Below are 22,489 nucleotides of genomic sequence, written 5' to 3' on the forward strand. Positions count from 1 at the left end.
CTTTGTCATTTTTACATTCCTCATAACAATTTTCAGCCAACTTAAATAATCTATTTTAAAAATCCATTTTACAATTTAGTTAATACATATAAAAACATACTGTTGCTGCTACATGACTTATGTCTTGCTTTCCACTTCAAACAAATATTACTAGATTCGAGCTAAAAAAACTCTAATTCCCCACTACACCCTGGCAGCAAAAAATATGCTATTTTTACCCCATAGTAAGAAAGAGAGTGTCTAAGCAAACTCCAGTCAATCATTACTAAAAACAACAGACTAACTGTACGGTCCTACTAAAGAAGCGCGCAATGTCATAAGGTATTTCAGGGCATCCAAACTACTGTTGGATTACAGTTGGCTCCCTTTTATGTACCTATTTAATGTGATTCCATCAATAAGATTAAGTGTGTTTCATCTGCTATAATCTTGCGTTAAAGCTGTCATTTACCAGAGTGATTGCAACAATCACTATATAGAAAGCTACAATAAATCAAACATTTAACAACTTGGTGTAACTAGAGTTTTTTAAAGCAAGGTAATGTTCAGAACATTCGCTTTCTTGCAAGATTTCCACTGGTGCAATTCTCGTTCGTCCATTAATCACATCTGAAGTGCGGCCACTATCGCCTGTAACTTTGAACATACCAAATACATCTTCAAATAATTCGCTAAATGGCAGCTCTAATGCACTAGTCATAAGCCGCATCTGCTGTTGTGGAGCCTTTAAAAAATCTTCATATTTGAATATCTGGTTAGGTTTAAACTGCTCTAGTAGCAACAATAGTCGTCTACAGTACTCGTCAAAATTACTAGGTTCGAAGTTCACCCAGCCGTTCTTAACTAAAGATGAATACGAGTCTATGGGATCCCTAAATGTCAATATCGACCTAACTTCATAGTCTTCTTCTAGAAGTGATAAAACCGAGCCTTTCTCTGGAATTGATTCATGAGTATTAAAGTCAGCATGAGTATGTTCTCTTAAAACTAATGTGCCCCCCTGACCTTGAACGTGCTTATATACTTGGTCAATTGCATTTTTGAAAAGTATTCCAGCTAACTGTTTCTGATTAGGTATACCCGCGTACTTTGTTAATGACGCTATATCCGATGGCGCATACTTGGGTTTGTCTTTACCTATTGCTAAATCTGTATATGGATGTACCTCACTGAGCAAGTACACATTTGGCATTGCAGAAATGCATTTTGATATAAGTGTACCACCACTGCACGCCAAATGGTGAACTACTCGAATAACTGGTTTTTTTCGTTCATGCTGCTCGCAAATACTGTTACAGCGCGAAAGCAGTGATTTAGTATCCACTAAGTCAGCAAGATTTGCCGACAGGCTCATAATGTTCGCTAGAGAACTTCCCTGCGCTACTGAACTGTTCTGCCCAATAAGCTCGATAGCTTCATCAAGTTGGCTCTTAAAACGCTGAAAGTTAGAAGGCACAGCTATACATTCTCGCTTGAGTCAGCTTGCCCTAATAACTCTGGGTGCTCTTGTTGCAGTTTAAAATAATACTTAGACGCTAGAGTAAGCTTTTCTTGAAGCTCTCTAACGAGTTCAACTAGTTCATTTTCTGATTTAACTTTTTCAGCGTAAGAGTCGCGTAAGTGCTCTAAGTCTACTTGTGTTTTAGCCAACATTTTCTGGCCTAAGTTGACGCTTCGAGATTTTTCGGCAAGTTGATTTTTTAACTGTTTTACTTCTTCTTTGAGACTTTCTGCCCAGTTTTTATTTTCTATGTGCCAATGCTGCTCTTGATTTTTTAGCTTATTACACTCAGCTAACTCCTGTACTAAGTGATCTTTCTCCAAAACAAGAGAGTGTTTTTGCGATTCAAAACTAGCAGATTGTTCGATATTTAGTTTTTGTATGTTTGCCAGCTCTGACTCTAGCGAAGATACACGAGCTAGTTCTCTCTCTCTTTCTGCTACAGTTTTTTTAATTGATGATTTCAGCTCTACTATTTGAGACGTAAAATTAGTTGTAGTTTCTTCAGCCTTTTTAAGTTGATCCTTAATATCGCTCTGTAACCGGACATTGGCCTTATTAACGTCAGAAAGTTCAGCTTCTAGCTTATTTTTCTGAGCCTTAATTACAGCACACTCTTCATAGGCCTTTTCTACAGACTGTTCGAGAATTTCATTATGCGAGTTTAATTCAGCGATTGAGGCTTGGCTAAGTTTTAATTTTTCTTGTTGCTCTGAAGTACTATTTTCCAATGTCTTCAGCTCTAATTCTAGCGATTCTTTGTTTGTTTGAATTTGAGCCTTGAATTTAACATGTTCATCTTTAGCTTCCGATAGCTTTATTTCAGCAGCTACAAGGCTGGCTTTATAAGATTCAGATTCGTCGATATAAGAAGCAACTTCATTTTCAATTTGCTCGTTTAGTTCAATCAATTGAGAATGACTCAATAGTAATTTCTCATGCTCTTTTTTAAGATCAAAATAGTTTGCTTCAAGTGTGTTGCGAGATGCCTGCCAGCTATCTCTCTCTGTATTTAGCTGTTTTTCATATTCTATTTTTTCAGCTTCAAAATCTTTTATTTTGCCTTTAAGCGCAACGCTTTCTCTTACAACATCGCTATATTCTTGTAATAGCTCTTTCTTTTTCAGCAAAATTAATTCGTGCTCTGTTTGTAAGCTATCAAGTTCATTTTTCAGCTTGCCGTTAGCACTCTCCAACTTCATCAACCCCTGAGCTTCAACAACCTGCTCAAGCTCTTCTTGCAGTTGTGCAACTTGTAGCAAAGCGAGCTCGTTTTCAGCTTTAAGCTCGCTGTTTTTGGTTTCTAGCTTTTCATTGGTTTTGGCTAAGTGACCTTTTTGTTTATCTCTATCGTCAAGGGCGTGTTCAAGCTGCGAAACGTGGGCTAGCTCCTCTTGCAACTTGAAAATTTGGAGCAAAGCTAGCTCTTTTTCCGACACTAGCTTGGTGTTTTTAACTGCTAACTCTTCGTTTATCTGCCCTAGCTGAGCCTCTCGATTTCCTCTACGAGTAATCTCAGATTCAAGCTGCGACGCCTGCTCTCTATACACTCTGGCTTCATTGGTGATTTTTTCTAGCTGAGCTTTAATGTGTTCGGCAAAACTATGTTCAGCAGTCAATTGGTAAGCTTTATCTTCTTTTCTAGCTTTGCGCAGCAAACTGCGGGTAGGAGAATCATTCGGCACACCTAAGTAATTAGTTTCACCTTCTCTCAATTTGCTATATTCAACGTAGTAATGATCCAGCTCTTCTTGCAACTGAGAAACCTGCAATAACGCTAGCTCTAATTCTGCATCCTGCTCAAGATGATGTTGCATAGTTATACCTTAATTATACCTTTCATAATTTACGTCAAATGTCTCGCTTGGTAGGCGTTAAACACCTCGTCTGTTTGACCATAAGCTTTAACTTTTCCTTTATCTAACCAAATACTGTTTTTACAAAGCTTTTTAACTTGACCTGCACTATGCGAGACGAAAATTACAGTCTGTTCTGAATTAAGCTTATTTAGCATTGCTGCTTCAGCTTTTTGTCTAAAATCTTGATCACCCACCCCCAACACTTCATCTATCAGAAGTAAATCTACCTTGTTGTGCATCGCTACCGAAAACCCTAGCCGAGCGCGCATACCAGATGAGTAAGTTTTTACAGGTTTATCGATATTTTTACCAAGCTCAGAGAATTCAATAATTTCAGCTATATTTTCAACAGCTTGCGCTTTCGAAGCGCCATTTAGCATAGCGCTTACAATGGCATTTTCGCGCCCAGTAAGCTCATTGTTAAATCCTAAGCCTAATGTCAGTAGCGAAGAAGATTTGCAATGATGTGTAATACTCCCAGTATCTGGCGTATAAATTCCAGTAAGAACTTTTAATAACGTCGACTTTCCACTGCCATTACCACCAATAACGCCAAAAGTTTCTCCACGTTTAACCTTAAAGGAGACTCTGTCGAGAGCCTTAAATTTATCATGGCGAAAAAAAGCCATACGTGTCTTGTATAGTAAAGAAACCGAATCAAGTTCTACGGCATAATCACCTTGCATTATTGAATCACCACTCGAGCATAAGTTGACTCATGACGTTTGAACCACATTGTCACAAGCAATATCAAAACTGCGCTGCCCATGGTAATAGTTCCCAATGCGTAAAAATCAGGAACTGAATTATCCAATAAGACTTCACGATAATTTTTGAGAAGATTTGCGATAGGATTTAGTAAAAATAGCTCTTGATGCTCAGTAAGAATAACATCTTTATAGCTGTAAAATATACCTGAGCCGAACATCAACATCATCATCCCTGTGGAAATTATGAAGCGAAAATCAGGTAAAAACGGAGTGATAGCTGCAACCAGCAATGAAAAGCCAGTAACTAATAGCAGTTGAGTTAGGATAACCGGCAAAATATATAGCCAGTTCTGCGATACCTCACCCCCTAAGAAGGCGACAAATGCAAACAAAAACAGAAAAACGAATATTTGTTTTACAAAGTCTTGGCCAACAACCAATAGCGGGAAATAGGCTTTTGGGATCACCAACTGATGAATAAGCCCCTTTCCAGCAATAATAGAATTAGACGCATTACTTACCGTTTTAGAAAACCATAAAAACGGAATCTTTCCGCAAAGTAGAAATAACAGAAAGTTGTCTGTACCTCGATTTAAAAACACAGCAAACACAAGATAAAACACACCACTTATCATGGCAGGCTCTAATACCCACCATAAATAATTGAGGTAAGTCTTGCGAGTCTCAGTTTTTAAATTGAAAACTAGCTGAGTAAAATAAACTTCAGTTAGCTGTTTAAAAGAACGATTCATTTATGCTTTTTTAATCAATTTATCAAAATACATACTTCTATTGACGACCAAATACATCTTCAAATCGAACTATATCGTCTTCACCAAGATAACTGCCGCTTTGCACTTCAATCAACTCTAAAGGCAGCTTTCCAGGGTTGGTTAAGCGGTGCTTCTCGCCAATAGGAATATACACTGACTGGTTTTCTGAAACCATTTGCTCTTGCTCACCAATTTGAACAATCGCCGTTCCAGAAACCACGACCCAATGTTCAGCTCTATGGTGGTGCATTTGTAATGACAAACTAGCTCCCGGTTTAACGGTAATGCGCTTAACTTGGTAACGTTGGCCATTGTCGATTGAATCATAGCACCCCCATGGGCGATGGACTTCTCGATGTATATCGGGCTCACTGCGCTTGCGTGCCTTTAACTTACCAACAATGTCTTTCACATTCTGTACTAAATCTTTATGTGCAACTAAAAGTGCATCTTTGGTATCAACAATCACAATATCTTCAAGCCCGATCGTTGCAACTAACTTATCGCTATTGTGCACAAGTGTGCTTTTACTTCCGATACTGATCACATCACCGATATGCGCATTTTGATCTTCATCTTTTTCGGCAATATCCCACAGTGAACTCCAACTGCCGACATCGTTCCAATTTGCGTCTAGTGGTACCACGTTGACATTCGAAGCTTTTTCCATAATCGCATAATCGATAGAGTTCTCTGGGCTTGCAGCAAAACAGTCTTTATCTACACGAGTAAAGTCCAAATCTTCTGAAGCAAGCGACATTGATTTTTCGCAAGCTTGGTAGATGTCGGGAGATAATTCCTGCAAGGCAGCTAAATAAGCAGACGCCTTAAACACAAACATACCACTATTCCAAAAGTAATCACCGCTTGCTAAGTAAGCTTGTGCTGTTTCAAGATCTGGCTTTTCAACAAACGATTCAACAGAAAGTACTTCAAGTTCACTTGATTGTAATTTATTCGCTTTAATGTAGCCGTAACCTGTTTCTGGAGAGTTAGGTACAATACCGAAAGTAATTAGCTCACCAGAACTTGCAGCCTCTATCGCTGTATTTAATGATTGCTCAAAACTTTCTTGGTTAGAAATGACATGATCAGCAGGAAAAACGGCAATAATTGCATCTTCACATTTTGAACAAGCTTTAAAAGCTGCCAATGCTATTGCTGGGGCTGTATTTCGAGCTAAAGGTTCTAAAATAATTGCCTCAGGTTTCATTCCGATATATTGACACTGCTCAGCAACCATAAAACGATGATCTTCGTTACACACAACAATGGGATTGTCTAAATGAGAAACTCGTAACATTGTTTCTTGTAACATGGTGTACTCACCACCAGTCAGATTTAATAGCTGTTTAGGATAATGTCTTCGAGATAAAGGCCATAAACGGGTGCCTGAACCACCAGATAAAATTACAGGGAAAACACTCAAAACTTGCTCCGACTAATAATGCAATGACTATATGGGGTTATAAGGCGTGCAGATTGAAGACAGGAAGAAAGTCCATATCTAGTATTGCAAACATCCATATAATTCGAGTTTACTAAAAAATAAACTCACCATAAATATAATTTAGAGTAATTATTCATATCGCCGATACAAAATCAAGCCTGATGCTGGATTAGGCATAAAACAACCGAGCAACTGAACAAAGTTCAAACAACAAGGCCATTGTTTAACAATTTTGCAAACTTGTTTAAATGAACTAGAAATTCTAACTAGGATGAAACGATCAAATGAAGACCTAAACACGCTATAGCACCAGCCAGAATATCATCTAGCATAATGCCCAGTCCCCCATGCACTTTCTTATCAGCAATAGAGATTGGCCATGGCTTTACAATATCGAAAATTCGAAATAGTAGGAATCCAAGCACCACATTCGTCAAACTCAACGGCACAAATAACATAGTGATAAGGAAGCCAGCTATTTCATCCCAGACAATAGCGGGATGGTCGTGAACATTAACTGATTTCGCTGCTTTGTCGCAGATCCAAATTCCCGCCAATGAAACCAACGACGTCACAATTAAATAAGCGTTCGTGGTTAAATAATTTGCCATTAGCAAATAAAGCGGAATAGCGGCTAGCGTGCCAAAAGTACCAGGGGCTTTAGGCGCTAAACCTGAGCCAAAGCCTAAGGCTAGAAATTGAACGGGATCGCTAAGCTTAAATTGCGTCACAGATTTAGTCATTGAAATTGTTATTCTCTTGGCCGCAGTTAATTGTTGATGGCAGTAAAGTGAGTTACTGAGTTAATATATTACTTCGCAGTGAAACTAATCAGCAGTGAAATTAGTCACTGCTGAAGTGTTCAAAACCTTTGGCATTAACTTGCACAACATTGCTATAGAGTGTTGTGGTCAGTTTCATGCTTTTGTTTAGCTGGCCTATACAGGTGAATTTCACCCCTGCATTGCTAAGTGCTGTCTCCATACCAACTTTATTATCTTCCGAAACAGTAAAAAGTAACTCGTAATCATCACCACCTGTCAACGCTAACTCTCTTGCTGTATCAGCACCGACATTTGCCAACAGTTCAGCAGAGAGTGGTAAGTCATCAAGTACGATATTGGCACCAACCTGAGATGCTTGGCATAGATGCGCTAAATCGCCCATCAAACCGTCAGACAAGTCGATAGCTGCAGACGCATATTCTTTTAGAATCTGCCCAGCAAGCACTCTTGGTTTAGGGTAATGAAGTTTCGCCAGCAACACTTCTTGATGTTCAGGGACAACTAACGCTTCTTGCTGCAACATTTTCAGCGCTAATGCGGCATCGCCGAGTTCACCAGTCACATATAACCAGTCACCAACAGCAGCACCGCCTCGAGAGAGACCTTTATTTGCAGGTAACAGGCCCTGTGCAGTCACTGTAATACTTAATGGCCCTGAAGTGGTATCACCGCCGATAAGTTGAACGTTAAAATACTCTGCCAGCTCAAATAAGCCAGCACAGAATTCGCTAACCCAGTTTTCATCAACACTCGGCAAGGTTATCGCCAGCGAGATCCAACTGGGTTCCGCGCCCATCGCCGCTAAGTCAGACAGACTTACTGCCAAAGACTTATGCCCGATAGCACGAGGCTCAGCATCTGCAAAAAAATGGACGCCTGCAACTAAAGTATCCGTGGTAATCGCAATATGATGATGTTCGCCAGATGATACAAGCGCACAATCATCACCAATGCCCAAATGAACATCTTTTCGCTGAACAGGCTGCTCAGCGAAAAAACGTTTGATCAGATCAAACTCTTTCATGGAGGTTTTGATTGAGGTTATTCGTTCGGACGAAACTGTTTAACAAGCTTGTCAAGCACGCCATTAACGAACTTGTGGCTATCATCAGCGGCAAAGGCTTTCGCTAATTCAATAGCTTCGTTGATAATGACACGATATGGCACATCTTGGCAGTCACTTAGCTCATAAATTGCGGTGCGTAAAATCGCTTTTTCAACATGGTCAATTTCATCTAGTGGGCGATCAACCAGTGGTGCGATTGAACTATCTAACTGTGTGATACGGGCTGTTACGCCACGAAACAACTGCTGAAAGTACTCAATATCAAAACGGCGTTTAGCGTTTTCAGTTAAGAAGTGCGCCTCAACAACGTTAATATCGTTGCCACTTAGTTGCCATGAGTATACGGCTTGTACCGCTAACTCACGGGCTTTTCTTCGAGGAGAAGGTTTCACTGTATTATCCTATATAAAATCTTTAATAAGCTTTATTGGCTATAAATGCTCTTATCGATGAGGCAATTATAGCTTGGCTAATACATTAACCATTTCAAGCGCGCCAAGTGCTGCTTCTGCGCCCTTGTTACCCATTTTAGTACCAGCACGTTCAATTGCTTGCTCGATTGAATCGGTCGTGATTACACCGAAAGAAACCGGAACAGAAGCCGCTAACGCTACCTGAGCTAGACCTTTGTTACATTCACCTGCAACAAAATCAAAATGAGGCGTACCACCACGAATAACAGCGCCTAACGCGATGATAGCGTCGAACTCTTGCTTTGCTGCCACTTTCTGTGCCGTTAACGGTAACTCGTAAGCACCTGGTACTTTTACAACCGTAATGTCTTCATCATTAACACTACCGTGTCTTTTTAACGCATCGACTGCACCTTCTAATAACGAGTTAACAACGAAGTCGTTAAAACGAGAAACCACGATAGCAAACTTTTTGCCTTTCGCTTCAAAATTACCTTCAATTACGTTCATTGAAATTTACCTTGGATAAAAAATTGTCGCGATTCTAACAAAAATTAAAAGCGTTAGGTACTTGTTTGTGACAAGTCTCCATTGATTGACAAAAACATTCAGTAGGATTTCCCAATTTACTCAGGTAAAATTCAAGCTTATTCTGGCAACGCCTAATCAAAATTAGCATCGCATCAATAACTTATGAAGTTTTACTTATCGTCTAAAGATATCCCAGCGCTAGCACAAAGCTCAACTAATGAGCGTAATGAGAAGGTTTACCGCGCTCAGCAAAAATTAACCGTGCCAGAAAAGTTTATTTTGAGCATTTTAAAATTGATGCTTCTGATCCCGCCTTTTTTGTTTATCGCCCGACAAGACTGGGGGAATACGTTCTTTTCATTGATGATCTGTGGTCTAGCTTTTATGCTGGTATTCAAGCCTATTTCATTCGTATTTATAGAGCGGCATTTATAAACTGCTCGCATTTAAAAACTCATCGGTATGCAGGCAATAGTGAACGCTAACCAAAAAGAGCTTCACTAATATCACTGGCACCAGAAAATTCAGTCTTATTATATGGTTTAACAGAAAATTCAGCCGCCTTTTCAAGACAGTTCGTTATTTCTGAGAGCTCATAACAGACTGAGCCATAACAATTTTCTTCAACATATTTTGCAATGTCTAGCTGATGTTTGTCTTTGCGAAATGTATTTGGCACGACGATTATTTTTTTGTCTTGCTCTAATAGCCTATAAATAGAGCCTGCGCCAGCATGAGTAATTACTACATCTGCCCAGTCATACCAATGTTGAATATCTGAAGAGAATTCAAAGCTATTGTTGAAGTTAAAAGAAGACTCACCTATTGCCTGCACAGTCAATATAGTCTTTTGATCAATTTGCTGCTCATCGATTGCCCTCAACAACTCATTGAAGGGCGTTGTACCCAATGTCACTAGAACGTTCACAGTCGCCCCTTATAAACGGCATTTGGGTAGTGTTTTATTAAGCTCTTGTTTTGAATAAAAAAGATGTCTGCAATTTTATATAACAGTTTGCCTGTATATGATTGCGTATGAAATCGAGACCAACTCTCAAAGGCTATAACTTTAACGCCAGTCATTTTACAAAGTAATGCAGGTAGTATGCTTACACCAGGCCCAGTAGTGATAATTCCAGTGACTTCATAACGACTACGTAAGCGGGTAAAATCGAATAATTGGCTCATAAAAAGCTTCGGCAGAGTAAATATTGTTTTTATAACTGAATGTTTGTCTCTAGCTTCATCATATATAAATGACTCAACAATATCTCGCTCCCTTTTAACAGAGAGCTCTTTAGTAGAGTCACTAATTACTACAAAATAAGTGTCTTTTGGCACTGAGTTTTCTAACTTTTCTAGCAATCGATTCATTTGTTCTTGGTGACCACCTTTGCCATACGAAAGTATGACAACTCGTTTCTTCATTTTGTCCACATTCCTTTATACATTAATTAAACCCATCTAAGTTACTAGACCACTATAAATTAGAAACTTAAATAATTATAATTGCTTGTCTCATTAGCTCTTTTTATATCGATAAAAGTAGAGAGTCTCATAAGGAATAGTTTTGTCAGTCCATCACGAAAATGAATTCATATTTTACGCCTTACTTAAATATATTTGGAGTAAAAAGTTCAGCGTCATTGGTTTTGTCACATTGATAATAGTTCTAACTACAATTTGGCTCGTTAGTTTACCTAACATCTATAAGTCCACTGTACTTGTTACACCTACCCAAGAAGCAACTGGTAGTGGGCTTACATCGATGGGAGCTCAATTAGGAGGTCTAGCTTCTTTAGCAGGTATAAATATTAGCGGAGGCAGCAATGATAAAGTTGCAATTGCCTTACAGGTGCTAGAATCAAGAAAGTTTATTTTAAACTTTATTGAAAAATACAATATCGACATCCCATTAATCGCATCAAATGCTTGGGATCAAAAAAATAACAAGCTAGAGATCAATCCAGAGATTTACAATAGCAACACTAAGACATGGACCCGGAAAGATTCAAGTGGTAATTTAGCGCCGCCTACATCGATAGAATTGTACAATAAGTTCTTAAAGTTACTTACCATAGACAACGCTGTTTCAACGGGCTCTGTAACCGTTTCCGTTGAACACTTATCTCCCCACTTAGCATTAGCGTGGACAGAAGCTTTAATTACTGAATTAAACGCGACAATGCGAGATCGTGATATCAAGTCGACGACATTGAGTATCAGCTACTTAGAAAATCAAATAGCAAAGACACAAAATGCTGATATGCAAAAGATTTTCTATCAATTAGTACAAGAGCAAACAAAAACCTTAATGATCGCAGAGGTAACCCCAGAGTACGTGTTTGAAGTCATTGATCCGGCTTTCTTACCGCTTGAGAAAAGCGCCCCCAAAAGAGCACTTATGTTAATTGCAGCAACGTTTTTAGCAGGTCTTTTGGCGTTATTTTTCTGCATTTTGTGCTTTTTCGTTATCCCAAGGAAACACAGTGCTCACTAGACGACTTAATCACATATTAGTGAGATCACGAAATAAGCTACGAGACTTTGTCGTCAATATTAACCTTACCATACTAAGAAAAGGCTACGGAATACACATTGGCGATGACACGATTGTGAGTCTTAAAGCGCAGTTAGATAAAACGAATCCCAAAGGGTTAAGCATCGGCGAGTCTTCATATTTAGCAGCTGATTGTTTGCTATTAAGCCACGATTATATCAATCGGCGTCACGTAAACACTACCATAGGCAACAATGTCTTTATCGGTGCAAAAGCAATTGTGCTACCAGGGGTTACAATTTGCAATAACGTTATTATTGCTGCTGGTGCCGTCGTCAATAAGGATATAAAACAAAGCAATGTAATTGTCGCTGGTAATCCTGCGAAAATTGTAGCCGAAGATGTACCGATCGGAAGGCACGGCAGAAAAATATAGTGTTAGCTAAATATCAAACAGTTCAGACCAAAGCGATGGAGCAATTTATTATTCTCTTATTCGCTTTTTCTTTGTTGGTTGACTCGCTAAATGGTTTTCTCACGTTAAAACTTGGTTTACCTAGCATAGTGTCGATAGCGTACAAGCAAGGAATTTTGCTGTGCTTATATTTGTATGCGTTGTGTTTCAATCGTGGGGCTTTTATCGCGACAAATGTAATTCTCTTTGTTTTTTTGCTTTGGGCCAATATTCGATTTTTGTTTGTTGATAATTTATTTTTTGCTCACTCTTTTCAGGAAGCCCTCAAAGCTATCTACTTTTTGATCGCTTTTGTCGTGATCTCCCAATTTAAAACCCTTTCTGAACGTACATTTAAGCTGGTAATTTTAACGTATTTTGTCACCTTGCTACTTAATGTTGTGTTGTCACTTGTCGGTATAGGATTTAATTCATATGGAAGCTACGGCGCGAAAGGCTTTTTTTATGGTGGAAATGTTTTGTCGGGCATTATTGTCGTTGTTTCTAGTTTCTTTTTTTCTATCGCATTAAAACGCTCAGTCATTTCGTTCACTATAATCTTGGGTCTAATGTTATTGCTGGCACTAATCATAGGTACGAAAAGTGGTATTCTTGGCGTCGTACTCTGTGCACTGTTGGTTGTCGCGTTTAATTTGAATACCAAGTTATTTCTTATTATTAGTACTGTGGTGGTTTCTGCAGCTGTTGGGCTTTATGCACTAATAGATAACATATGGGAATCTCCTATAGTTGGTCGAATGGTATTTTTTTATGAGCAAGGAGGCGTTGGAAGACTTTTATTCTCTGGCCGAGAAGATAAGCTAGCCACCATTTTGCCTGCCTTTTTTGATCGCCCTATCATGGAGATAATGTTTGGTTTTAATCAAAGTCAACTGATACGTTTGCCAAGTACACTTACCGAGCTCGATTTAGTCGATATGGTCGTGTTGTTTGGCTCGATATTTACCTGCGCCTTGCTGGCAGCATACGTTTTCATTTTTATGCGTGTCGCAACAACGAAACACTCTTCCGTCCAGCAAAGTGCATTGATTTCGTTTATCGTACTAGTTTGTATTGCCTTTGTTGCAGGTCATGTATTTTTCAACGGAACAATCACACCAATATGGGGTTTCATCACTGGCGCAGCTATCGCGGTATCAAGTAAGCTGAGCCAGCACCCACTTAATAAACAAAAAGCAGTGTTAGATAATAGAACGGTATAGCCTTACCAACTCTTCGACAACGTTTGCGAGTTTGTATGGCTCTGCACTTGCTCTAGCGTTAGATGACAGAGTTTGATAGTCAATATAGAAATCTGTTTTATCATCTATACCATCATTTAATAGCGTTAATTTTTCCTCAATAAAGTTTGCTAAGTTAGTGGCTAGCCACTGCTCATTATTGGGTAAGAGGAATCCGTTTACGCCACTTTTAATTTGCAGTTTTCCACCATCAGTCTCTGTCGCTATGGTCGGTACACCGCATGCCATAGCCTCAGTAATTACTAAGCCAAATGATTCATTCATTGATAGATTTAAAAGAAACTTACTTTGATGATAATAATGTTTCAGTTGTTCGGGGGAAGCGTTAGCAATTAGGGTCACATTGTTAAATTGATGCCCTGCCAATTCATCAAAATATTCGCCCTGTCCCACAACGAGAAAACGCAATTTTGGGGTACTTTTTATCAAGGATATTAGTCGCTCTGAACCTTTGTTTTCATCTAGCCGCCCTACAAACATGATATCGACTGATTTATGTTTAACATCAGTTTGTTGCTCGTAATAGCAGCTTGAAACACCAGCACTTAACACATACCCTTCAATTGGCGTAAAAAATTGCTGTTTTAAGTTCTCACTGACAAAAATATGTTCATCAACGCACTTACTTAACAGCCGATAAATGGCATTTGGCGGCATATATTTATAAATATCACTGCCATGATAAGTAACAAGTATTTTTACTTTGGGATTTCTAAACCACTTATAGGCCGCTGCAAGAATAATTGTTGGAAAATAAAAGTGAACATGAATAATGTTTTGTGTTTTGATGGCAAAGATGTAACGCCATAAAAAGCGGACAAAAAACAATGGGTACCTGAACAGCTTTGCTAACCCTGCCTTTTCTTCCTGATCGAGATAAAAATATTCCGTAGCAAATGCTTCGTGGTGGCTATCTCTTAATTCTTTAAACTGATTATGCACAAACAAGCCGGACTGTGGCTTGTTTGTGCTGGGGCCCATATTTGAGAGTATTAATAAATTAATCATTGTGCTTGATAACACTGAAGTATGACTTTAACTCTTCTTGTGACCCATGTTGAAAGTAATAATAGTCATCATCAAAATTTATCGGTCTGCTTCGACCATAACCACACTTGGTGGTATCGTAACCACCGAGTAGTTTCAATATGGCTGTTTGAATACGGTGAATGACTTTAGCCGCGACATTATTTAAATTGGGCTGCCAAAACAAACACTCAGGCAATGCAGAAAGCAACCAAGAAGAAGCAATTGCAAACTTTCGCTCTGGCGAAATTTTTACATCCTTCGCTGCAATACCGTATACGCGACTCAAAAAACGCTCAAAGTGGGAGCGATGAAGAATAAAGAAGGATTGTTGCAAAGGCTGAACTAACCCCTTTTCCTTGCCAAACATCATGTTTTTTTTCATCTTTTGTATTTCTGACTCAATGATTCCTTTACCTTTTAGCAAGACATCTTGCTCTACATAGACAAAGTAGTCACAATCACAGTTAACCGCATAAGACAAGCCCATTAATACAGAGCGCATCCAACCACTGTATTTTCCAGTATGGTTTGTAGAGTGCCCTGGGTTTTCATTAATGGATACGAATTCAATGAGTGGTTTGTCTTGCAAATTGGTTGGCTTTAACGGCGAACAGCTATCAGTAATAATTATTTTATCTGGCGACGCATTATCAACAATTGATTGATACCAAAGTTCATGAAATGCTTGTCCTCGAATAGCGTCATCCCCGTGAAGCACGCGTTTTTGGTCTACGGCGATATTTTCATTTGAGTTTTTATCTGAACACCACCATCCAGAGCCTATAATATACTTCACTTAATTAGCCTTCTTAATTTGTTGGTAGAAAGCGACAAAAATTTTTTTGTGATATTGCTATAGAGTTTAATATTTTCCCTGAATGAAAGGTTGCGAAGCCCATAGCCTAATAATTTCGGCAGTTTTCCTGTCCGAATAGCTGTTGCAACGACTTCTTTGTTAAGAAACCCATTAATGTCTTTAGTCTCAAAGTAGACCTTATACTCTTGTAGCCAATCTAGTGACCGTTGCACTGAAATAGATTTCTTTGCGATCGTTTCCGTACCTATCCAGATATAGTCAACCAAAGCTTTTTCGGAAAAAACAAACTGACCACCTAGGCTTTCTGCTCTGAGCAGGAAGTCGTAGTCTTGATGTCGCCTCAATTTGGGGTTAAACATTATCTGCTTCGCAAAAGCTAAAGGTAAAATAAGCCCCGATGTTTGCACTATGCCATTGTGACTAAATAAATAGGAGCTTAATCGTTCACCACCACGCATTCCACGCTCTGGCAAGAAGACTATATTGTCAGGTGTTAACGAATTATAGCAACGGAGTTTACAATACCTAATTTCATTGTCTGCCAAAGGTTTAGCTAGCTGTGTCTCTAATTTTGTCGGAGCCCATAAGTCATCAGAATCAAGAAAAGCGACATACTTTCCTTTCGCTATCGACAAACCAGAATTCCTCGCCTGCGCACCATTAAGATTCTCGGTATGTTTAATCAGTTGAATACGAGGGTCACCCAGCTCTGATATAAACAGCTCTAGCTGATCTACGTCATCAGAAAAGTCATCGACAACAATTAATTCCCAGTTTTCGAATGTTTGATTAACCACCGAAAGTATTGAATTTTTGACCACGTCACTTCGATTAAAATGAGGGGTAATAATGCTAACTTCACATGACTGCATAAATAAAAAAACCTTAAACTAGTGACTCACGAAGCAATGTGAATTATCGATTAGTAAAACACTCTACTTGGCTTTACCTTTATGAAGACTCTTTTGAGCCTTGCAAAATCATAACGCTACTCGGCGCCATTCTCTTATCTTTTTGATTTCTATTCGACCAGACAAGGGAGGTATCATCAAATTCATACATAAACGCCTCCTTATTGGTATTAATCAGTATTTTTGTGCCATCAAACATAGACACCTCACTAATACCCGCTAAATAGCTTTTATGTATGCTATCAATCGATTTGTTTCCAGCAATATCATCTGTAAAAGTATCGCTAATTCTTCCTGTCACGATGGGGTCGATGCCCAACACCCCTGCGGATGGCGGAGAATAGGAACAAATTTCAATGTAGAGGGAAACTAGCCACTGCTCACGTATTCCCAAATATAAGGCGAGAATTATTGACTCTAGCGCTTCATTGCAAAAGCCATTGGTTTGCCCCACCCTTTTCATAAAACTTTTGTAAAATGTTGAGCGATGTAAATAAGCTAGACCGCTTCTAATTTCAGCTAATAGGTTTGTTTCAAGGGTTGGTCTTTGGACATTATTAACCTTAAGCCAAAGTAAGAGTTTACACATATCCCAAATATTAACGACGTGGTACTCCAATGCCCCGCCTGTTAATCGAATATCTCTTTCTTGAAAGCCTGACTTAAAGCTTCTAATCGGCTTGCATTGTTTAACTTTCAGCCTAAATTTATTGTAATAAAACTGTTTTATTACCAGTTGAAGCTTTTTGGTAATTCTCCCTTTTCGCCCCAGAAATACGCTATAGATAGCTGTCATCATTGAATCAAGCACATTAAACCAGCCCTTTTCATTAATTGACGCTTGCCAATAAGCTTCAAGTGCATCCAAGCCATCATCGATCATTGCTGACAATGGCGTTGGCAATTCTAGCGTTTTATTGGCTATCAATAATGTAGTAAGCGTATCTAGCTGGGTATTGAGAATAAGCTTATTACTTGCACTTGCATTTAAAAAGTCATCTCCGTGCCACTGAGGGTAAAAAGGTAATTCACCGGACTCGATACTATCGTGATAAAACCAAACACCTGACCCAATTCGCTCATGAAAATCACAATGCTTAGTTAGTAATTCTATCACTTGCTGTTTAGCAGTTTTCTGGTATCTAGCTCGCTTAGTACTAGCTATCAAAGTAGCACTTTTTTGACTACCATCGCTCTGTGAATAGTTCTGCTGCTCTAGCAAGAGTAACCTCAACGCAGAGCTCGTAAACCTTAGATGGACTTCTTCATGCCCCCAAACACCGTGGCGCCAGAAACTATTTCCCGCAAGATTGTTATGCACTCCTTCAACACATAAAGTCTTTAATTTATCGTCATTGGAAAAGTTCGCAAAATGATAGATAGATAAAGCATCCATTTCCATCTGACTACCGTTTCTTGGGTCTATTGCGTGCCCATTTTTAAAAAATGCTGTTATGTCTTTTGGCCATGCGACAACCGTGCAAGAGCCTAAAATAGTGAGTTTCATTTTGCGGTTTTTGACACTTCAAACTTATAAATGAATGTTAAGACTGGCAAGGTACTACAAGCAGTATATAAGACCAGTACAAACTCATTGCTATCGGCATTAAATAGTGATGTAAAGAAATACCCCACAATCGATGTATATATTACGATAGGGAGTAACCTTGTTATTAATAAGCTGACAAATTGTTTTTGCTTTTCTAATAATTGGTAGGCTAAGCACCAAGCAAACAACAATATGAATGCCTGTAATATTGCTAAGCCAGTTACAATTCCTTCAATATGCCTATCAGACGTGAGATAGATAACGCTAGATACTAGAAATAACAAGCCAATATTCCAATAGAGACCATAGTGGGGCTTCAATCGAACCATCCATAATGTTGATACGGGTGCTGTCGAATATCGCAACGCCATCCATAAACACATAATTGGCACTAGGGTAAACAAAGTGTTGTAGCCCTCACCTAGCAACAAATTTATAAACAACTCATGATTAATCGCTAAACCTAGGAAACCTATAAATACAACAGTGACTACGAACACATTAAACTGCTGGTATTGACCAACGAGTTCTTCACGCTGCGTGCTATTGGCAAGCTTAGGGTGAAAGACTCTGGTAAAGGTGCTCACCACGACATCACCAAACCGAGAAAAGAGATTTTTAATGATTGAATACTGACCCGCAATTTCAGCACCAACGAATTTAGTGATCAGTAAAATATCTAAATTTCTCGCAAAGAAGTTGATATTAAATTCGCCAAGTTGATACAGGGAAAAGTTAAGCACCGACTTAATCTCTCGCCATGAGAAGCTAGCTTCAAAGTTAAAAGTTTCTCTAACGTAATAAAAAGCTATCATGAGCGCTGACACATGCATGGCAAGCATTGCATAGACTAGCGACCAAACACCTTGTTCGTATAGTGCAGCAACTATTCCACTTAAAAGGCCAATGAGTTTTGAAGATATGGTAATAATTGCTATAGGCTTCAACGCTAGTTGTTTTTGTAGCAGTGCAACAAAGACTCTAGAAGATGCCGCAAAAGGTAAACTAATAAGTAGTAACGGGATAATATGGGCTAATGCTGGCAATTCATAAAAGCCGGCAATTACCGGCGCAAGCAGGCTAGCAATGCCTAGTACAATAACGGAAATTAAATTGACATAATTGAATAAAATACTGACTTGGCGGGTTGTAATATCTTTCTGGCTAATAATAGCATTGCCAATCCCGCCTTCCGAAAACAACTGTGAGAATCCAAGTACGACTAAAGCAATAGCAAAAACACCGAAGTCTTCAGCGACTAAAAATCTGGCTAAAATTGCAATCTTTAAAATATCTAGGGTGGCACTACCGATAGATGTTAATGCACTCCATGAAATATTTTTCTTCAAGCTCACAGCTACTTCCAATTCCTAAAAATACTTGTTTTTAACAGCTCAATATGCAACTAGTCACTGTTTTGGGACTAAGGTATGACATCAAATGATAACGACTGACATCAGTGACCATTGTAAATAAGTTACGAACTGTCAAATGAGGGCATTCAGATTAATCAGGCCTCCATTTTGCAGAAACAGTTAGGTTGTTATTTACTTAATTAGAAGACTTTTTCTTTAACTGCTCAATCTCAGTTTCTAATATAGCCAGTTTTTGCACAGTCCTATCAATGGTAACGTTCATATTATTTCGCTCAATGTCCATCAATAATATTTTTACGAGCGCAGCTCCTAAACCAAGAATTAAAGGAATCACGGGAGGGTAAGCTATACCTAAGAAAATACCAACTCTGTCAATAACACTTGGATAAAAACCTAGTAGAGCAACGGCCAAAGCGACGAAAAACCACCGAAATGCTTGTTTCGGCTGCAAATGATCACGTCTTACTAAAAAGAAAATAATAGCAGCAATCGCAACACCGATTAATGAGCTAACTAGTTGAGGAGATAACAAAATTTTGACCTAATAACCTATAAACCTAATGCTTAATTTTATTTAAATAAGCGTATTTTTTCACGGGAAATGCCTTAGATACGGAGAGTAAACCGCTATAGGCAAGGTAGTAAAATACACTGCCCCAAGAATAAAATATACGGGAGATTCCATCAGTCCTTTCATGCATCTTTACTGGCACTTCGACGATTTTCAATCGTAAATTGCGAAGCATCAGCAAAATACCAACGCATTGATATTCTAGCATGGTTGCCTGCCTTGACACTAAAACATGTATGGCCTCTCGGTTATACAATCTAAAACCAGAGGTAATATCATTTACTTTCAAACCATTAAGCAGTTTAAACAATCGCCAGGCGACATGACGACCAGCGCTCCCTCTAGACGTACAACTTCCAATCACTACGTCTGCACCTTTCGCGTAAGCATCAATCATGGTTTGCAAGTCAGTATCATTATGTTGGCCATCTGCATCCATTGTAATCACAACATCAGCATCAAGCTTATGAGCGTATCTAATACCAGCTTGCGTTGACCGCCACGCTCCTAAATTTTTAATGTTACAAAGCACTGTCGCCCCGCAAGTCCTTGCAATACCGGCTGTTTTATCTGTGCTAAAGTCATCGACAACAATGACGTTATAGTTTTTTTCAACCAATGAAGAAATAACTCTACCTATTGAGGTTTCTTCGTTCATTGCAGGGATGACAATGTAAACTTTCAATTTGACGCCTAAAAATAAAAAAGACGGGATAGTATATCGATGTCCAAGGAAAACTTCGAGACACTGAGTCTGATTATCATAAAAACATTGGAGGATTAAATACAACTTACGGAGTTGGCTTAACTCTATTGTTAGTTATATTTAATCGCACATTGAGACTATAAGTATACTAATTTTAAGTATATGACATGCTAAATGGGCTATTAAACTAGCAAAGCTTTTCCCACCACGTTTGATTATTCAAATACCAATTAACAGTCTTTCTAATGCCAGTTTCAAACGACTCATGAGGAGTATATCCCAATTCATGGTTAGTCTTAGTAGCATCTATCGCATAACGGCGATCATGACCTGCTCTATCTTCTACATAAGTAATTAGATATTCAGACTTGCCTTGCATTGCCGAGCTAGCCGTCGCGAACTGTGAAGCTAACTTAGGGTTATTGGCAAAAGCCTCATCCATGAGTTTACAAACGACTTTAACAATATCAATATTGGCCCACTCATTGTGCCCACCAATATTATAATTTTCGCCAACCCGACCTTTTGACAGCACCAGCTCAATACCTCGTGCGTGATCTTCAACATACAACCAGTCTCTTATTTGTAAACCATCTCCATAAACAGGTAGTGGCTTATCCTTTAAAATGTTGGTAATGATGAGTGGAATAAGTTTTTCAGGAAAATGGTAAGGACCATAATTATTAGAGCAATTAGATGTTGTTACATTTAAACCATAGGTGTGATGGTATGCCCGAACAAGATGGTCACTAGCGGCCTTACTTGCTGAATAAGGAGAATTCGGTGCATATGCTGTTTCCTCTGTAAATGCTGGTTCTTTTGCCCCTAAAGATCCATAAACTTCATCAGTAGAGACGTGGTGAAACCTATGTTCAACAGGTGAGCGTCCTTCCTTATGAGGTTGATCCAACCAGATTTTTTTAGCCGCCTTCAACAAACTATAGGTGCCAATAATGTTGGTTTCTATAAACGCATCAGGCCCTGTAATTGAACGGTCTACATGAGATTCTGCCGCAAAATGAACTATCGTATTGATAGACTGCTCTGCTAATAATTTCTCGACTAATGCAGTGTTACAGATATCACCGTGGACAAATAAATAATTAGCATTGCTTTCCAAACTCGTTAAGTTCTCTTGATTTCCAGCGTAAGTAAGCGCATCTAACACAATAACCTTATCTTCAGGATGATTTGCCAGCCAATAATGGACGAAATTGGCACCGATAAAGCCTGCACCACCGGTGACTAACAAATTTCTATTTTTCATTTCTTTTTACAACATCTCATAGTAACTGCAGCCAATGCGGCATATTTATTTTTCGGCAATCAAACTAAGCAGGTATTCACCGTATCCACTTTTCTTCAATGGTTCAGCAATAGCCTTTAACAAGTTGGAATCTATCCAGCCATTACGGTACGCAACTTCCTCAGGGCAATTAATCTTTAAGCCTTGTCGTTTCTCCACAGTAGCAATAAATTGCGCAGCCGCTAATAAGTCGTCATGTGTCCCGGTGTCTAGCCATGCAGTACCACGCCCCATGATCATAACGTCTAATTTTTTCTCTTTGAGGTAGTATTCAATCACGTCAGTTATTTCAAGCTCACCACGTTTAGAAGGCTTTACATTTTTTGCCACATCAACGACATGATTATCAAAAAAATAAATGCCTGGAACCGCGTAATTAGATTTAGGTTTTTCGGGCTTCTCTTCTATCGACAAGACTTTACTATCTTCACCAAATTCAACCACTCCGTAGGCGCTCGGATTAGCCACATGATAGCCAAAAATGGTTGAGTGATCATGACGTTGACTAGCTTTCGAAAGCAATGCTGGTAAATCTTGGCCATAAAATAAATTATCCCCCAATATCAAAGCTGCACTACTACCTGCTAAAAAGCTCTCCGCGATAACAAATGCTTGCGCTAATCCTTCTGGTTTTGGTTGCACGGCATATTCAATAGAAACCCCAAATCGCTCACCATTTCCTAATAAGCGTTCGAATCGTTCAACTTCTTCTGGCGTTGCAATCAATAAAATCTCTCTAATTCCCGCTTGCATCAAGGTTGCTAACGGGTAATAGATCATAGGCTTATCATAGACAGGCATCAACTGCTTGCTGACTTCTTGGGTTAGCGGGTACAGGCGAGTGCCGGTTCCGCCTGCTAAAATAATGCCTTTTCTCTCTAACATTCTATTTTCTCTATAATCTGGCGATAATTAGCGCC

24 protein-coding genes are annotated in these 22,489 nt (G+C 39.0%); 4 read left to right on the top strand and 20 right to left on the bottom strand.

Annotation, left to right across the window (positions count from 1 at the left end):
* Nucleotides 1–493: 493 nt before the first annotated feature.
* The 9 genes from DXX94_RS05480 to ribH form a co-directional block, all read right to left on the bottom strand.
* Entirely contained in the window at nt 494–1,456 is a 963-nt protein-coding gene (locus DXX94_RS05480) for a hypothetical protein (protein ID WP_116014386.1), read from the bottom strand.
* 2 nt (nt 1,457–1,458) lie between these two features.
* On the bottom strand, nt 1,459–2,940 hold the full coding sequence (locus DXX94_RS05485; protein ID WP_147302244.1) for a hypothetical protein: 1,482 nt from the start codon (nt 2,938–2,940) through the stop codon (nt 1,459–1,461).
* A gap of 407 nt (nt 2,941–3,347) precedes the next feature.
* A complete protein-coding gene (locus DXX94_RS05490; RefSeq protein WP_441351111.1) occupies nt 3,348–3,989 on the bottom strand; it encodes an ABC transporter ATP-binding protein in 642 nt (213 codons plus the stop codon).
* 56 nt (nt 3,990–4,045) lie between these two features.
* Complete coding sequence (locus DXX94_RS05495) at nt 4,046–4,822, bottom strand: ABC transporter permease (protein WP_116014391.1); 777 nt, start codon at nt 4,820–4,822, stop codon at nt 4,046–4,048.
* Between the two features lie 37 nt (nt 4,823–4,859).
* Entirely contained in the window at nt 4,860–6,272 is a 1,413-nt protein-coding gene (locus DXX94_RS05500) for a mannose-1-phosphate guanylyltransferase/mannose-6-phosphate isomerase (protein WP_116014393.1), read from the bottom strand.
* 287 nt (nt 6,273–6,559) lie between these two features.
* Complete coding sequence (locus DXX94_RS05505; protein ID WP_116014395.1) at nt 6,560–7,036, bottom strand: phosphatidylglycerophosphatase A family protein; 477 nt, start codon at nt 7,034–7,036, stop codon at nt 6,560–6,562.
* 100 nt (nt 7,037–7,136) lie between these two features.
* Nucleotides 7,137–8,102, bottom strand: a complete 966-nt coding sequence (thiL, locus tag DXX94_RS05510) for a thiamine-phosphate kinase (RefSeq protein WP_116014396.1) — start codon at nt 8,100–8,102, stop codon at nt 7,137–7,139.
* Nucleotides 8,103–8,119: 17 nt separating this feature from the next.
* Nucleotides 8,120–8,536: a transcription antitermination factor NusB gene (gene nusB / locus DXX94_RS05515; RefSeq protein ID WP_115999587.1), complete on the bottom strand. Its 417-nt coding sequence runs from the start codon at nt 8,534–8,536 to the stop codon at nt 8,120–8,122.
* Nucleotides 8,537–8,602: 66 nt separating this feature from the next.
* Nucleotides 8,603–9,067 (bottom strand): 6,7-dimethyl-8-ribityllumazine synthase, encoded by a 465-nt coding sequence (gene ribH, locus DXX94_RS05520; protein ID WP_116014398.1) that lies wholly within the window; start codon nt 9,065–9,067, stop codon nt 8,603–8,605.
* Between the two features lie 183 nt (nt 9,068–9,250).
* Between ribH and DXX94_RS05525 the strand changes: the two genes are divergently transcribed.
* Nucleotides 9,251–9,523 (top strand): DUF6170 family protein, encoded by a 273-nt coding sequence (locus DXX94_RS05525; RefSeq protein ID WP_116014400.1) that lies wholly within the window; start codon nt 9,251–9,253, stop codon nt 9,521–9,523.
* A gap of 46 nt (nt 9,524–9,569) precedes the next feature.
* Here DXX94_RS05525 and pssE read toward each other — a convergent pair whose 3' ends face one another.
* A complete protein-coding gene (gene pssE, locus DXX94_RS05530) occupies nt 9,570–10,016 on the bottom strand; it encodes a PssE/Cps14G family polysaccharide biosynthesis glycosyltransferase (protein WP_116014402.1) in 447 nt (148 codons plus the stop codon).
* Complete coding sequence (gene pssD, locus DXX94_RS05535) at nt 10,013–10,516, bottom strand: PssD/Cps14F family polysaccharide biosynthesis glycosyltransferase (protein WP_116014403.1); 504 nt, start codon at nt 10,514–10,516, stop codon at nt 10,013–10,015. The genes pssE and pssD overlap by 4 nt, the downstream gene beginning before the upstream one ends.
* Before the next feature lie 142 nt (nt 10,517–10,658).
* On the opposite strand from pssD, the gene DXX94_RS05540 reads away from it, so the two are divergent.
* The 3 genes from DXX94_RS05540 to DXX94_RS05550 are packed head-to-tail and all read left to right on the top strand — an operon-like array spanning nt 10,659 to nt 13,265.
* Nucleotides 10,659–11,588: a Wzz/FepE/Etk N-terminal domain-containing protein gene (locus tag DXX94_RS05540; RefSeq protein WP_181901485.1), complete on the top strand. Its 930-nt coding sequence runs from the start codon at nt 10,659–10,661 to the stop codon at nt 11,586–11,588.
* Nucleotides 11,578–12,024 (top strand): acyltransferase, encoded by a 447-nt coding sequence (locus DXX94_RS05545; protein WP_116014407.1) that lies wholly within the window; start codon nt 11,578–11,580, stop codon nt 12,022–12,024. The genes DXX94_RS05540 and DXX94_RS05545 overlap by 11 nt, the downstream gene beginning before the upstream one ends.
* The gene (locus DXX94_RS05550; RefSeq protein WP_116014409.1) at nt 12,024–13,265 is read left to right on the top strand and encodes a hypothetical protein; all 1,242 of its coding nucleotides are present in this window, start codon (nt 12,024–12,026) and stop codon (nt 13,263–13,265) included. Before DXX94_RS05545 ends, DXX94_RS05550 begins: the two co-directional genes overlap by 1 nt.
* On the opposite strand, the gene DXX94_RS05555 is transcribed toward DXX94_RS05550, so the two are convergent.
* From DXX94_RS05555 to rfbA, 9 genes are all read right to left on the bottom strand, one after another.
* Nucleotides 13,245–14,246 carry a glycosyltransferase family 4 protein gene (locus tag DXX94_RS05555; RefSeq protein WP_181901486.1) on the bottom strand — a complete coding sequence of 334 codons (1,002 nt, stop codon included), beginning with the start codon at nt 14,244–14,246 and terminating at the stop codon, nt 13,245–13,247. The genes DXX94_RS05550 and DXX94_RS05555 overlap by 21 nt on opposite strands.
* Before the next feature lie 58 nt (nt 14,247–14,304).
* A complete protein-coding gene (locus tag DXX94_RS05560; protein ID WP_116014412.1) occupies nt 14,305–15,129 on the bottom strand; it encodes a hypothetical protein in 825 nt (274 codons plus the stop codon).
* Nucleotides 15,126–16,022 (bottom strand): glycosyltransferase family 2 protein, encoded by an 897-nt coding sequence (locus DXX94_RS05565; RefSeq protein WP_116014414.1) that lies wholly within the window; start codon nt 16,020–16,022, stop codon nt 15,126–15,128. The genes DXX94_RS05560 and DXX94_RS05565 overlap by 4 nt, the downstream gene beginning before the upstream one ends.
* A gap of 79 nt (nt 16,023–16,101) precedes the next feature.
* Nucleotides 16,102–17,568 carry a hypothetical protein gene (locus DXX94_RS05570; RefSeq protein WP_116014416.1) on the bottom strand — a complete coding sequence of 489 codons (1,467 nt, stop codon included), beginning with the start codon at nt 17,566–17,568 and terminating at the stop codon, nt 16,102–16,104.
* Entirely contained in the window at nt 17,565–18,965 is a 1,401-nt protein-coding gene (locus DXX94_RS05575) for an oligosaccharide flippase family protein (RefSeq protein WP_181901487.1), read from the bottom strand. The genes DXX94_RS05570 and DXX94_RS05575 overlap by 4 nt, the downstream gene beginning before the upstream one ends.
* Nucleotides 18,966–19,161: 196 nt before the next feature.
* Nucleotides 19,162–19,518, bottom strand: coding sequence for a DUF2304 domain-containing protein (locus DXX94_RS05580; RefSeq protein WP_181901488.1), 357 nt, complete (start codon nt 19,516–19,518; stop codon nt 19,162–19,164).
* 25 nt (nt 19,519–19,543) lie between these two features.
* The gene (locus tag DXX94_RS05585; protein ID WP_181901489.1) at nt 19,544–20,242 is read right to left on the bottom strand and encodes a glycosyltransferase family 2 protein; all 699 of its coding nucleotides are present in this window, start codon (nt 20,240–20,242) and stop codon (nt 19,544–19,546) included.
* Between the two features lie 208 nt (nt 20,243–20,450).
* The gene (rfbB, locus tag DXX94_RS05590) at nt 20,451–21,530 is read right to left on the bottom strand and encodes a dTDP-glucose 4,6-dehydratase (protein WP_116014421.1); all 1,080 of its coding nucleotides are present in this window, start codon (nt 21,528–21,530) and stop codon (nt 20,451–20,453) included.
* Nucleotides 21,531–21,575: 45 nt separating this feature from the next.
* Nucleotides 21,576–22,454 carry a glucose-1-phosphate thymidylyltransferase RfbA gene (gene rfbA, locus DXX94_RS05595; RefSeq protein ID WP_116014423.1) on the bottom strand — a complete coding sequence of 293 codons (879 nt, stop codon included), beginning with the start codon at nt 22,452–22,454 and terminating at the stop codon, nt 21,576–21,578.
* Nucleotides 22,455–22,489: the final 35 nt, after the last annotated feature.

The organism is Thalassotalea euphylliae (assembly GCF_003390375.1).
GTDB lineage: Bacteria > Pseudomonadota > Gammaproteobacteria > Enterobacterales > Alteromonadaceae > Thalassotalea_F > Thalassotalea_F euphylliae_A.